This window comes from Virgibacillus sp. JSM 102003 (assembly GCF_041949995.1).
In the GTDB taxonomy this organism is placed as follows: Bacteria; Bacillota; Bacilli; order Bacillales; family Amphibacillaceae; genus Lentibacillus.
The window spans coordinates 136370-148617 of the sequence record NZ_JBHFQH010000001.1; the positions used below are offsets into that span (position 1 = coordinate 136370).

The 12248-nt window shown below is 37.2% G+C and carries 12 protein-coding genes and 6 tRNA genes; 2 read left to right on the forward strand and 16 right to left on the reverse strand.

Annotation, left to right across the window (positions count from 1 at the left end; all coding sequences use genetic code 11):
- Positions 1-11: 11 nt before the first annotated feature.
- Both ACE1TG_RS00720 and rpmG read right to left on the reverse strand, forming a co-directional pair.
- Positions 12-569: a 5-formyltetrahydrofolate cyclo-ligase gene (locus ACE1TG_RS00720; protein ID WP_375050441.1), complete on the reverse strand. Its 558-nt coding sequence runs from the start codon at positions 567-569 to the stop codon at positions 12-14.
- Positions 570-662: 93 nt separating this feature from the next.
- Positions 663-812 carry a 50S ribosomal protein L33 gene (gene rpmG / locus ACE1TG_RS00725; protein ID WP_209482345.1) on the reverse strand — a complete coding sequence of 50 codons (150 nt, stop codon included), beginning with the start codon at positions 810-812 and terminating at the stop codon, positions 663-665.
- A gap of 255 nt (positions 813-1067) precedes the next feature.
- Between rpmG and ACE1TG_RS00730 the strand changes: the two genes are divergently transcribed.
- Both ACE1TG_RS00730 and ACE1TG_RS00735 read left to right on the forward strand, forming a co-directional pair.
- Positions 1068-1280, forward strand: coding sequence for a hypothetical protein (locus ACE1TG_RS00730; protein WP_375050442.1), 213 nt, complete (start codon positions 1068-1070; stop codon positions 1278-1280).
- 31 nt (positions 1281-1311) lie between these two features.
- On the forward strand, positions 1312-1857 hold the full coding sequence (locus ACE1TG_RS00735) for a hypothetical protein (RefSeq protein ID WP_375050443.1): 546 nt from the start codon (positions 1312-1314) through the stop codon (positions 1855-1857).
- Positions 1858-2033: 176 nt separating this feature from the next.
- Here ACE1TG_RS00735 and phoU read toward each other — a convergent pair whose 3' ends face one another.
- From phoU to ACE1TG_RS00805, 14 genes are all read right to left on the reverse strand, one after another.
- Entirely contained in the window at positions 2034-2690 is a 657-nt protein-coding gene (gene phoU / locus ACE1TG_RS00740) for a phosphate signaling complex protein PhoU (RefSeq protein WP_375050444.1), read from the reverse strand.
- A gap of 21 nt (positions 2691-2711) precedes the next feature.
- Positions 2712-3536: a phosphate ABC transporter ATP-binding protein PstB gene (gene pstB / locus ACE1TG_RS00745; protein ID WP_375050445.1), complete on the reverse strand. Its 825-nt coding sequence runs from the start codon at positions 3534-3536 to the stop codon at positions 2712-2714.
- A 16-nt stretch (positions 3537-3552) separates the two neighbouring features.
- Positions 3553-4431, reverse strand: a complete 879-nt coding sequence (pstA, locus tag ACE1TG_RS00750; protein WP_375050446.1) for a phosphate ABC transporter permease PstA — start codon at positions 4429-4431, stop codon at positions 3553-3555.
- Position 4432: 1 nt separating this feature from the next.
- Positions 4433-5359 (reverse strand): phosphate ABC transporter permease subunit PstC, encoded by a 927-nt coding sequence (pstC, locus tag ACE1TG_RS00755; protein WP_375050447.1) that lies wholly within the window; start codon positions 5357-5359, stop codon positions 4433-4435.
- Positions 5360-5511: 152 nt separating this feature from the next.
- Positions 5512-6471, reverse strand: coding sequence for a PstS family phosphate ABC transporter substrate-binding protein (locus ACE1TG_RS00760; protein ID WP_375050448.1), 960 nt, complete (start codon positions 6469-6471; stop codon positions 5512-5514).
- Positions 6472-6852: 381 nt separating this feature from the next.
- On the reverse strand, positions 6853-8934 hold the full coding sequence (locus ACE1TG_RS00765) for a peptidoglycan D,D-transpeptidase FtsI family protein (RefSeq protein ID WP_375050449.1): 2082 nt from the start codon (positions 8932-8934) through the stop codon (positions 6853-6855).
- Positions 8935-9004: 70 nt separating this feature from the next.
- Positions 9005-10276, reverse strand: a complete 1272-nt coding sequence (locus ACE1TG_RS00770) for an MFS transporter (RefSeq protein WP_375050450.1) — start codon at positions 10274-10276, stop codon at positions 9005-9007.
- 346 nt (positions 10277-10622) lie between these two features.
- A complete protein-coding gene (locus tag ACE1TG_RS00775) occupies positions 10623-11234 on the reverse strand; it encodes a superoxide dismutase (protein WP_375050451.1) in 612 nt (203 codons plus the stop codon).
- 219 nt (positions 11235-11453) lie between these two features.
- Positions 11454-11526: transfer RNA gene (locus ACE1TG_RS00780), tRNA-Phe, on the reverse strand.
- A 128-nt stretch (positions 11527-11654) separates the two neighbouring features.
- Positions 11655-11747: transfer RNA gene (locus ACE1TG_RS00785), tRNA-Ser, on the reverse strand.
- Positions 11748-11756: 9 nt separating this feature from the next.
- Positions 11757-11833: transfer RNA gene (locus ACE1TG_RS00790), tRNA-Ile, on the reverse strand.
- Positions 11834-11849: 16 nt separating this feature from the next.
- Positions 11850-11925, reverse strand: a tRNA-His gene (locus ACE1TG_RS00795).
- A gap of 17 nt (positions 11926-11942) precedes the next feature.
- Positions 11943-12019, reverse strand: a tRNA-Met gene (locus tag ACE1TG_RS00800).
- A 3-nt stretch (positions 12020-12022) separates the two neighbouring features.
- A tRNA-Asn gene (locus ACE1TG_RS00805) sits at positions 12023-12097 on the reverse strand.
- Positions 12098-12248: the final 151 nt, after the last annotated feature.

The window sequence follows — 12248 nt, forward strand, 5'->3', positions numbered from 1 at the left end:
TACATCTCTCCTTATCTCAGAAATCCACTTTCTGTAATTATTTTATCTACTGGTATATCGTACGGTTCAGTCGGTAACCCTTCTACTATTTGTGCATTGGAAGCCAAGGAAATTCTATTATTTGGAAAATCACTTAAAAACCGATCATAATACCCTCCACCAAAGCCTATTCGAAAGCCGCTCCTATCAAATAACAATCCTGGTACGATGAGTAAGTCGATCATATCTTTGTCTACTCTTTGCGTTACTTCAGGGATTGGCTCCAATAAATTATAATAAACCACTTCCAATTGTTCATATGTATTTATTCTATAAAAATCGAGCTTTCGTTCTTTCGGTCGGCACTTTGGCACACATATAGATTTACCTTCATCCCATGCAGCTTCAATGATTGGCTTTGTATTCCACTCAAACCCATTGGAAATTGTTATACCAACAACATCTGACTGTTCCCATATATTCGATTCAACAATGTTTTGTGTCAGTTTCCCCTCGATATTCTTTCTCTCTTGTTCAGAAACACTCTTTAACATAGTAATAGCATTCTTGCGTAATTCTATTTTATCCATTTGCGCTCACCCCTATCAAAAGTATATACAATTGAAGATAAAAAATAAAACCCTTACCTTCTTTAATGGCAAGAGTTTTATTTTAATAAATAATTATTTTGTTTCACGATGCAATGTGTGTTTTTTTAGACGTGGGCTATATTTCATAAGCTCTAAACGTTCCGGGTTAGTACGCTTATTTTTAGTTGAAATGTAGGTGCGATCGCCTGTTTCAGTACATGCTAAAGTAATATTTACGCGCATAAATTTTCCCTCCAAACTATAAAGTCTTGCTTTGGCAGATAAGAAAGTATACAAACTTTCTTACAGCATAAGTGCAACTAATGCTTGACGATAAGCCAAGTTTTCTAATAGGCATCTTTTATTATATTCAGACTTAATTATAATAGCAGATATTATAGAAACAATCAAGAATCTAGCTGTAAAATATTGATGATTTCTCTTTTTTAAAATATATGTTATAAATATAATTGTACATGAAATGGAGGGAAGAAAAAAATGATGTATGCGTTAATTACTATAATTGTCATCGCTGTTGTATTACTTGTATTGTCTTTTTTTATGAACGACAAATTTGACGAACTGGAAAGTGAATTAGAACAGTTTTCAATTTCAACTATGCAGGATAATTACCAAATGAAAAAGAAAATAAAGATATTAGAAGAAGAATTGCTTACCGATGACTTTTCCAAAGATAACGTACATAATTAAAAGTAAACTTCTAGAGAGATAGGGGAAAATTATGAAACAACCAATTAGATCATTCGCACTTGGTCTCTTATCAGCTGGTATCCTATTACTTGTAATGTTTTATTTTACAAATGATCCCAAAAGTAAAACTGAAAATATGTCAACCGATGACATGATTAAAAATGTTGAAGCAAAAGGATACCATGTTCTAACTGAGTCTGAATATATTTCTGTTTCAGTAACGTCAGACGAGAATAAAAAATCCACTGACGATTCTTCAAAGACAAAAGAGGATCAGAAGGGTTCGGGTTCCGATGAAAGTCAAGAGACCGAGACAGGAGAAAATACAAAAAATGAGAAAAACAACTCAACTTCTGAAAAGGATAATCGTACAGTTACTTATACCCTAACTGTTGAATCAGGGATGGCACCATCGACCATTAGCGGTATATTAGCTGATAATGACATTATTAAAGACCAGGATAAATTTACCCAATACATGGAAGAAGAAGGTTATACTACAAAAGTACAACTTGGTGATTTTGAATTAACAAGTAAAATGAGCCATTACGAGATTGCTGAAAAACTAACTAATTAAGAGGCTGGAACAAAGTGTTTAAGTCAAAGTAAAATCCGAACTATGATTCAAATTCTTGAAACAGAATTCGAATTAGTTCGGATTTTTTGCAGTAAGAAAGGATACCATCCTATCCTGTTATTATTCGTCTTTAAAGTGGAAAAAGTTTTAGTTATGCCCTCTCTATTTGTATCAAACTAGTTAAGTTTATATGATTCACCCTTTACCAGGAATAAAATACTTTCTCCAATATTGGTGATGTGATCTGCAAATCGCTCAATATATCTTGCACTGAAAGCCATTTGCATAACAAATTGAATTTTTTCTGAATTTGTAGCTGTTTCGGTCAATAGCTCGTGAATAATTCGTTCGTACAATTTGTCAACTTGGTCGTCCATCTCAGATAACTTGCCAGCTATAGAAATATCTTCATATTGGAAAGCATACATGGCAGTGTGAATCATTTCTACAGCCATGTCACGCATCTGTTTTATCTCATGATGGATTGTTAAGCGATGGTTCTCTCCTAAATGGATTGTTGATTTTGCAATATTTTTAGCATTATCTCCCATCCGCTCTAAATCAGTAGTAATCCTTAGTGCAATTATCAATCGACGTAGATCAGTTGCTACTGGCTGCTGTTTTGCAATCAATAAAATCGTTTTATCGTTAATTGTATGCTCATGTTCATCTATTTCTTTATCTCGGTCAATAATTTGATTTGCCAATTGAATATCCTGGTTATAGAACGCGTCAACAGCTTCACACAAGGCATTTTCTGTATTTTTTGCCAATGCCACTATTTCCTCTTTAATGTTATTTAAGTCATTTTCAAATTGTTCTCTGGCAACCATAGAGCTCCTCCTTTTAAATTATTAACCGAAACGGCCGGTGATATAGTCCTCAGTACGCTTATCTTCAGGATTGGAGAAAAGTTCATCAGTGTTTCTGTACTCTATTACTTCCCCATTTAGGAAGAAAGCAGTTTTATCCGATATTCTAGCTGCCTGTTGCATATTATGCGTAACAATCACTATACTGTAATCTTCTTTTAACGTTTGTACCAGTTCCTCTATTTTCGCTGTTGATATGGGGTCTAGTGCAGACGTTGGCTCATCCATTAAAATAACATCCGGTTCAATTGCTAAGCATCTGGCGATACAAAGTCTTTGCTGCTGACCACCTGATAAACCGAAAGCATTCTCCTGCAAACGATCTTTCACTTCATCCCATAGTGCTGCACCTTTAAGACTTTTTTCTACAATCTCATCAAGTACCTTTTTCTTTTTAATACCATGAATTTTTGGTCCATATGCAACATTTTCATAAATAGACTTTGGAAATGGATTTGGGTTCTGAAAAACCATTCCAACATTTGTCCTTAATTCTTCAACTTTATACTTAGAGCTGAAAATATTTTTTCCATTATAGTTAATACTTCCCAACATTTTTACGGATGGGACTAATTCCACCATACGGTTTAGTGCCTTAATGAATGTCGATTTACCACATCCGGACGGCCCAATTATGGCTGTTACATTATTAGCCGGTATATCAAATTGAACATCATATAGTGCCTGATCACTTCCATACCAAAGACTAAAGTTCTGAATGGAATAAATTGATTTAGAATCCCTGTTATTTGGTTTAACCGTTGTATTTGGAACTGGTACATGTTTGGTCTCAGCTGCACTATTCATCTTAAAAACCTCCTAATTAAAATCGCTTCGAAAACTTATTTCGTATGATGACGGCAATCGAGTTCATAAATAACAATATGACTAGCAATACAATAATTCCTGTTGATGCCACTAAATGAAATTCCTCTTGTGGTCTTCCGGTCCAATTGAAGATTTGAATTGGTAACACAGTAAAACCAGACCAGACATTTTCCGGTAAATAAGCGATAAATGAGAGTGCACCAATCATTAGTAGTGGTGCTGTTTCACCTATTGCACGTGATAGAGCTAATATACCCCCAGTAAGAATGCCTGGTATTGCTGCAGGTAACACAACACGACGAACGGTCTGCCATTTCGTGGCTCCCATTGCAAACGATGCCTCATACTGGTTCTTTGGGATAGCTCTTATTGCTTCCTGGGAAGATACAACAATTATTGGCAGTATTAACAAGCTCATCGTTAATCCACCCGCCATAATACTTCTTCCCATTTCCAATAATCGTACGAAAACTGTAAGACCCAATAAACCAAATACAATGGAAGGTACCCCTGCTAGATTTGAAATATTTATTTGAATAAAGCGTGTAAATTTGTTCCTACTTGCATATTCCTCTAAATATATTGCTGTTCCAACCCCCAGTAAAAGAGATACTGGCGCCGTTACAGCCATTAACCATAACGAACCGACGATTGCTGCTTTAATGCCCGCTTCTTCAGGAAACCTTGATGCAAAGTTTGTTAAAAACCCCCAGTCCAAATGACCAATACCTTCTGAAAGCACCCGGTATAACAATACTATTAAAACCACTATTCCAAAAGCGGTAGCCGAAAAGAATAATTTATTCATAAATTGATTTTTAACTAATCGCTTACTCATTTTATTTTGAATAACCTGTTTATCGACCAAATTCATATTAGTAATCCTCCTTGAAACGACGGGAGATATATTGCGACAACAGATTCATTATTAACGTGAAAACAAACAACGTCATACCAACCGCATAAATACTGTAGTATGTGGTCGATCCATAAGACGCATCACCTAAACTTACCTGAACAATATAACCTGTCATGGTCTGAATAGACTCTGTAACATCTAATGAAAGCTTTGGTGTTCCTCCAGCTGCGACTGCTACAATCATCGTCTCGCCAATAGCGCGTGAAATACCTAATACAAATGAAGCAATGATTCCAGATAAAGCAGCTGGAACTACTACCTTTAACGCTACTTCCAGTCTGGTAGAGCCCATTGCCAGAGCTCCTTCCCTCATATCATTGGGGACAGAACTCATTGCATCTTCAGATAATGATGCAATCATCGGTATAATCATTACCCCTACAACAATTCCGGGACTCAACGCATTAAAAATTGGCAAACTTGAAATGACGTTTTGCAGCATCGGAGTAACAAAAGTCAAGGCAAAAAAACCATATACAATCGTGGGAATACCTGCCAATACTTCCAAGATAGGTTTAACGATTTTGCGTATATTTGGTGAAGCAAATTCGCTTAGATAAATTGCTGAGGCAAGACCAATTGGAATCGCAACCGCCATTGCAATAACCGTGATTAATAGCGTTCCTGATATTAATGGAAGAATTCCGAAACTTGGGTTTTCTCCAAATGGCCACCATTTCGTTCCTGTTATGAAATCAATAAAAGATACACGATTAAAGAAAGTGACAGTTTCCACTAATAACGTAAGTGTGATGCCAATTGTAGTCAGTACAGATATTATTGCACACAGCAAGAAAATCGTTGGCGCCGCTTTTTCTGAAAAACGAAGCAAAAAACGATTTGATTTCTTTTCCTTCATCATGTCTTTAACGTTGACTGCCATATAAATACTCCTCTGTAAAATCGTTTAGTTGCTGTCTGACAATAGCAATAACCCTAAACTATCTTAAAATGCAGGAAAGTGAGGAGAAGCCTTTTCTTATTTAACTTCCCTCACACCTATTGGTCCCGCATTATTTTATTGTGTGATATAGATTATTTTCCTGCTAGTTCGTCGATCTTTTGTAAGGCTTCTTCATACTTACTTTCCGGTTTAGCAACGTAACCTACAGCTTTTGCCATCTCACCAGCGTTTTCGAGTGTATATTTTGTAAAATCATATACTGAATCGTTTTGTAATGCTTCATTTTTCACATAGATAAACAATGGTCTGGAGAATGGATTATATTCACCTGACTGAATTGTTTCCTGACTCGGTTTTACTGCTTCCCCATCACTGTTTACAATTGGTACTACCTTCAAATTATCTTTGTTTTCCGCGTAATAAGCATAGCCAAAGTAACTGATAGCGTTCGGTGATCCAGTTACACCCTGAACAAGGACATTGTCATCTTCTGATAGTGATGCGTCCTGGCGAATTTGTGCATCTCCTAATACTACTTCACTGAAATAATCAAAGGTTCCAGAATCTGCTCCCGGGCTATAGAATTTAATTTCTTTTTCAGGCCAGCCCTCTCGTACGTCAGCCCAGGTCTCTACTCCACCATCTTCACTCCACATTTTAGTCAGTTCTTCGACTGTTAACTTATCTACCCAATCATTTTCTTTATTTACTACAATTGATAATCCATCAAGAGCTACTTCAAATTCCGTATACTCAATTCCATTTTTTTCAAGTAGTGCTTTTTCTTCCTCTTTAATCGGACGGGAAGCATTTGAAATATGCGTCTCACCTGCGATGAACTTTTCAAAACCGCCACCGGTTCCGGATACTCCTATATTAACTCTTGCATCCGGGTTCGCTGCCTGATATTCCTCAGCAACAGCTTCCATAATCGGGAACACGGTAGACGATCCATCAACCATTATTTCTTTTGTTTCTTCTCCGTTACCGTTTCCTTTTGAATTCTCACTGCCTTCCGCATTACCGCATGCTGCTAATAAAAGTAATAGCAATGACATACCCAATGTTAAGATTAAAGACTTTGATTTCATTTTTACTCCCCCTAATTATGGTAGTTTGTCAGAAAAGGAACTTTCTATTTCCTCCCCTACAACGCAATCATAAATCATCAGTATTAACTCCCTATTAATTAGTTGTAAAAATAGTGTAAAGTTAGTAGATTAACTTAAAATAATTTTTTCTATTCACAATTACTATCGATTCCGGACGAAAAAAGTGGCACAAAAAGAATTTTTTTTAATGACACTTTTTTACTTCGCCGTACGAATATAGTTATGAGAGAACATAGCTTAGCGCCAAGGAATAATCAATAGCCTTAATATCACATATGCAATTAAGAAAGGAATGCTTTATTTAACGTTAAAAAAGCCCAAACCTTTGTTAAAGGTTTAGGCTTTTAGCAGAATACTGCATTATTCTTTTTCTTCTGCGTCATCTTTCAAACCAAAATACGTATCTAAAATCTGTTCACCGATTAATTTACTGGTCGGGTGTACGTTCGGTACCCCAGCTTCTGGAACAATAACGGCAAATGCAACCTCTGGATTATCATAAGGTGCATATCCAACAAGTGTATGATTTTCTCCTTCCGCTATTTTTTCACCATCATCATATTGATCTTTTTCAGCTGTCCCAGTTTTACCAGCAGCAGTATATTCTTTATCCGCAAAGTAACTTGCTGCTGTTCCACCAGATTGCTGGTATACCTGATAAAATCCTTTTTGTACACGCTCAATATAATTGTCATCCATTACAATTTTATTTAAAACATCTGTATTGTTACTTCGGTAGACCGGTCCTAACTTATCTTCGTGAGGAACAGGCATCCTGATTTCCTTCATAAAATGCGGCCGTACACGATAACCATCATTAGCAATTGTGGAAACATATTGTGCTAACTGCAATGCTGTATACGTATCGTACTGACCGATTGCAAAGTCCAATAGATTACCTGCCTGTGGGTCTGGGCCCTCATAGCCATCTGACTCATTCGGAAAGTCAACACCTGTTTTCACTCCGAGTCCAAACTGGCTAAAGTAGTTGCGCATTTCCTGAAATGCGGCTGGGTCATAGTTCAGCTTATCATTTCGCTGATAATTAAAATCCCCACCCATTCGCATTGCAATATAAAACATATATACGTTGGAAGACAGTCGCAATGCATCAAGGTCATTAACTGAACCAAGGTTTCGGTACGAACTTTTTTCAGGCGTCCCTGCAATTTTGATTGGTGAATCATAAAATGTCTGCCCCGGCTTTATAACGCCTGATTGATATCCGGACAGGACTGTGGCGCCCTTAACAGCAGACCCGGCTTCATGTCCGGCATATAATGCTTTCCATCCCGCATTTTCGTATTCATTATTTTTCCTATTATAGTGTTGACCGGCAACAGCCAGTAATTCCCCTGTTTGGGGGTCCATGACAACGGCGAGAGCATCCTCCATAAACCGATTTCTAGCAGGAGCTTTTTGAATAGCCGTCTTCAGTTCTTTACGCAATATCTTATTTACCTCTTTTTGTAGTTCCATGTCAATGGTCAGTACTAAGTCCTTACCACGCTGACCTTCGACTACAACCTCCGAATCAATTACTTTTCCGTTGCTATTAGTTGTATACTGAATTTTTTCCTTACGACCTCTTAGAATGTCTTCATACTGTTGTTCCAATCCACTTCTGCCTACTCGGTCATTCCTGCTGTACCCTCTTGTAAGATAATACTCTTCTTTTTCAGCTAAAATACCTTGTGACTGAGATGTTATGTCACCAATGAAGGTGCTAAAAGTTTCCCCGTATGGTTTTTCGCGATTCCAATCGGTGGTAGCATTAACTCCAGGTAATACATCCAAATGCTCAGCTACACGAGCAAATTCTTTAGGTGTTACGTTTTCGTTCTTAACAACTTGTGGCGTTAATGTCATCGCCTTATCCATCTCTTTTTTGATGGCCATTACTTCAAGCTGCTGTTTAGAATAACCATTAATCTCTTCTTCCGATATCCGGTCAAGCATCGTGTCATACTCTTCACCATTATCCATTTCCTCAATTTCTTTATCTGTAAGTCGAGATCTGGCCTCTTCTGTATTTTTCAAGTACCAATATTCTTTTTTATTTCGCGTTGTAACACCGTAAGTTGCGATACCTTTATCATTTTTCTCAGGATCCATTGATATATATGTAGCCAACTTCTCGGCCACTTCCAGCCTATCTTTCGCTTGAATTCCTTTTGCCGGTGTGTAAGTAATCGAATATAAAGGGTTGTTATCAAGAATCAGATTATGATTACGATCATACATTTTCCCCCGTGGTACTGGTTTTAGTGTATATTCATTTTCTGTTTCATCGATTTCCGCCTGGAATTCTTCCCCATTCAATATCTGCACAACACCCAGCTGCAATATTAAAACCGAGAACAATAAAAATACAATAAAAAATAGTATATTTAAACGAAAGGGAAGCTGAGACTTTCTCTTTTTCTTCTTTTTTTGTACCATGTTTCTCCCCCTCATATAGGAAGTTATTTTAACCTATTATAGCATTTATCTCTTTAAATTCTAACAGGTTTTAACGATTTTTTTCATCTGTTAATTGTTCTTTAATCATTACTTCCTTCTTACGCGGACTGCCTAAGAAAATATCTTTTACAAATACATAAATCAGCAGATGTCCCAAACCAAAAGCTGCTAATAGGAAGGGTATTACGGTTTCTGCTTCAAATAATGTAATTGCTAATATGAAGGTAACGATAGCTGTTACTCTCCCGGTATTGACAAACAGTTCTCGTACGACAATATATTCAACCCGAAATTCCTTTGCCTTCCATGCTTTACCAATAACATCGTATGTCATGGAAACATAAGGTACATTAATAATTGGATATGCAATACCTATGATTACTGCGTAAATGATAAGTTGGGTATAGCTAATGCTGAACAGTATAATGTAGATAGAAAAATAAAGAATTAACCCGCCAATAAGTATTGCCTTTTTACGCATAGATTGTTTGATCCACTTTGTTACAATAAAGTAGAAAATAAAAGAGAGTCCGGATAAGAATAAATTAAACATACCTAGAGAAAATTCACTCTGGGTTGTAATGAATACCCAGATTGCAATAACAAAAAGAAAAATCCCTTCCCGTAATCCCTGAAACACATGAGCATAAAGAATTCTTCTCCAATTTTTATTATGTTTTCTTTCAGCTAATACCCGTCTAAAATGAAAAGCACCTTCAGCCTGACGGCGATTCAAAATAAAACTGCATCCAACGGCACCTATAAACAAACAGAAGGAAATTGTGAAAATTGTAGTATACCCAATATTCGCTTCCATGTTTGCTATTATCGTACCAGCTAATAACGGTCCAATCATACCACTAAAAGATTGAAGAATACCAAGAAATCCATTGAAAAAATCCCTGGATTCAGGTTCCGTAATTTCAAATGTAAGTACATTAAACGCTAACCAGTAAAACCCAAAACCAATTCCTAACAAACCACCTAACAAAAAGTTAAAGGTTGCAGCCTTTTCAGCTATAATTAATACACTCAAAAAAAATAGAGATAAAAATATTACCCCTAATCGCAGCACAATAATCCGGTCAACCTTTTTAGCTATTTTCCCTGCCAATATAAATGTAATTGGCTGAAATAAATAAATCCCTAAGTTGTACATTGCAATTGTAATGTAATCACCGGATTGCTTCCATAAATATATGTTTACGAATGTATTAGAGAGAAATATTCCCAGCGAATAAAGTCCCCCTATAACCAGCAAAAAAATGAGATCCTTATTTATATCTACTTTTCCTGCTATATTCTGAAAGATTTTATGCATATCTTTTGCTCCTTTTTATCGTTAATAGTTTGAGCAAATAGGGATTAGATATGCAATTTAATTACATAACAAAAATCGCAAGCGCCTGTTCATCGCCGTATGGGCTGTGCTCGTGCATCACGGGTAGGTCGACGTTGCCACAGGTTGTGGTGGTTTTAGTCGAACATTCTTTATTTCCTTATCTTAGACACAGGGAGGGACGTTCACTAGGCACTAGGACGTCCTGTACGTCGGAGCTGGACGTTGCTAATTAGGAAGTCCAATTATCCACAGCACTTAAATTTTATAATTTTTTATACTTAAAAAAGACACGGGAACTATTTTCCCATGCCTTTAAACTAACTGATTACTTAGCGTTGTTATAATTTTTAGCTACTTCATCCCAGTTAACTACATTCCAGAAAGCTGCAGCATAATCTGGGCGTTTGTTTTGATATTTAAGGTAATATGCATGCTCCCAAACATCAAGACCCAAAATTGGTGTTTTGCCTTCCGATAATGGATTATCCTGGTTTGGAGTGCTAGTTACTTCAAGCTCACCATTGTTTACTACTAACCATGCCCAGCCTGAACCGAAACGGCCTTTTGCAGCTGTTTCAAATTCTTCTTTAAACTTATCAAAGCTGCCAAATTTAGCATTTATTTTATCAGCTAATTCACCAGAAGGCTCGCCACCACCGTTAGGTGACATAACTTTCCAGAATAGGCTATGGTTTGCATGACCGCCACCATTGTTTCGAACAGCGGTGCGGATATTTTCAGGTACTGCATCAAGATTACTCACTAGGTCTTCAATTGATTTATCCTGAAGGTCTGCGTGTCCATCTAAAGCACCATTTAATTTTGTAACATAAGTATTGTGATGCTTCGTGTGGTGAATGTTCATCGTTTCTTTATCGATTGTAGGTTCTAAAGCATCGTATGCATAAGGTAGTTCAGGTAGTTCAAATTTTGCCATTATTAATTTCCTCCCTTAATAATATATGTTATTAAAAGGTTTGAATATTCACCCTTTAAATCCAAGGTTATCAAAGCTATCACACACATGCAAATTATATGCATATTTTTACAGTGCGGATAGTGAAAATCATCTACACTTACTTACTGTATTCCCGGAATTTTATATGTAAAACATATTTTCAGAAACAAAAAAACAAGCAATTTGCTTGTTTAGTGATGGCTCCGGACGGAATCGAACCGCCGACACAAGGATTTTCAGTCCTTTGCTCTACCGACTGAGCTACAGAGCCGTAATGAGGTTGTAGAGTTAATCAATTATAAATGAGTATTATACGTTTTATCGGTGATGTTGCATTTTCTCAGAGACCTGTAATGTTTCACCTCATAGCTAAACTTTTAAATCATTTGTAAGTATGTATGGAGGAGGAAGAGGGATTCGAACCCCCGCGGGCTTTGACACCCCTGTCGGTTTTCAAGACCGATCCCTTCAGCCAGACTTGGGTATTCCTCCGAGTTTAAATGGTGGACCCTGCAGGACTCGAACCTGCGACCGATCGGTTATGAGCCGATAGCTCTAACCAGCTGAGCTAAGGGTCCTTTCTAAGTATCTTTATGGGGCGACCGGTGGGGATCGAACCCACGAATGCCGGAGCCACAATCCGGTGCGTTAACCACTTCGCCACGACCGCCATCAATATTTAGTTTATGGTAGCGGCGGAGGGGATCGAACCCCCGACCTCACGGGTATGAACCGTACGCTCTCGCCAGCTGAGCTACACCGCCATATGGCTCCACAGGTAGGAATCGAACCTACGACCGATCGGTTAACAGCCGATTGCTCTACCGCTGAGCTACTGTGGAATAATCTTAAGTATTCAGTCTCACCTATTGTGCTAATGGTTTTGAGAGTGATTTGAAATTTATAAGCGACGAAATATAATTTACCATGTACGACAGAATCTGTCAATAACTTTTCCCATAATTTTTATTTATGTATAATCATCTGATTGAA

What these genes read in the sequence shown, in the direction of transcription:
- ACE1TG_RS00730 (WP_375050442.1), top strand. Translation starts at nt 1,068, where the DNA reads ATGATGTATGCGTTAATTACTATAATTGTCATCGCTGTTGTATTACTT.
- ACE1TG_RS00720 (WP_375050441.1), bottom strand. Translation starts at nt 569, where the DNA reads ATGGATAAAATAGAATTACGCAAGAATGCTATTACTATGTTAAAGAGT.
- ACE1TG_RS00735 (WP_375050443.1), top strand. Translation starts at nt 1,312, where the DNA reads ATGAAACAACCAATTAGATCATTCGCACTTGGTCTCTTATCAGCTGGT.
- pstA (WP_375050446.1), bottom strand. Translation starts at nt 4,431, where the DNA reads ATGAATTTGGTCGATAAACAGGTTATTCAAAATAAAATGAGTAAGCGA.
- ACE1TG_RS00770 (WP_375050450.1), bottom strand. Translation starts at nt 10,276, where the DNA reads ATGCATAAAATCTTTCAGAATATAGCAGGAAAAGTAGATATAAATAAG.
- ACE1TG_RS00760 (WP_375050448.1), bottom strand. Translation starts at nt 6,471, where the DNA reads ATGAAATCAAAGTCTTTAATCTTAACATTGGGTATGTCATTGCTATTA.
- ACE1TG_RS00765 (WP_375050449.1), bottom strand. Translation starts at nt 8,934, where the DNA reads ATGGTACAAAAAAAGAAGAAAAAGAGAAAGTCTCAGCTTCCCTTTCGT.
- phoU (WP_375050444.1), bottom strand. Translation starts at nt 2,690, where the DNA reads ATGGTTGCCAGAGAACAATTTGAAAATGACTTAAATAACATTAAAGAG.
- rpmG (WP_209482345.1), bottom strand. Translation starts at nt 812, where the DNA reads ATGCGCGTAAATATTACTTTAGCATGTACTGAAACAGGCGATCGCACC.
- pstC (WP_375050447.1), bottom strand. Translation starts at nt 5,359, where the DNA reads ATGGCAGTCAACGTTAAAGACATGATGAAGGAAAAGAAATCAAATCGT.
- ACE1TG_RS00775 (WP_375050451.1), bottom strand. Translation starts at nt 11,234, where the DNA reads ATGGCAAAATTTGAACTACCTGAACTACCTTATGCATACGATGCTTTA.
- pstB (WP_375050445.1), bottom strand. Translation starts at nt 3,536, where the DNA reads ATGAATAGTGCAGCTGAGACCAAACATGTACCAGTTCCAAATACAACG.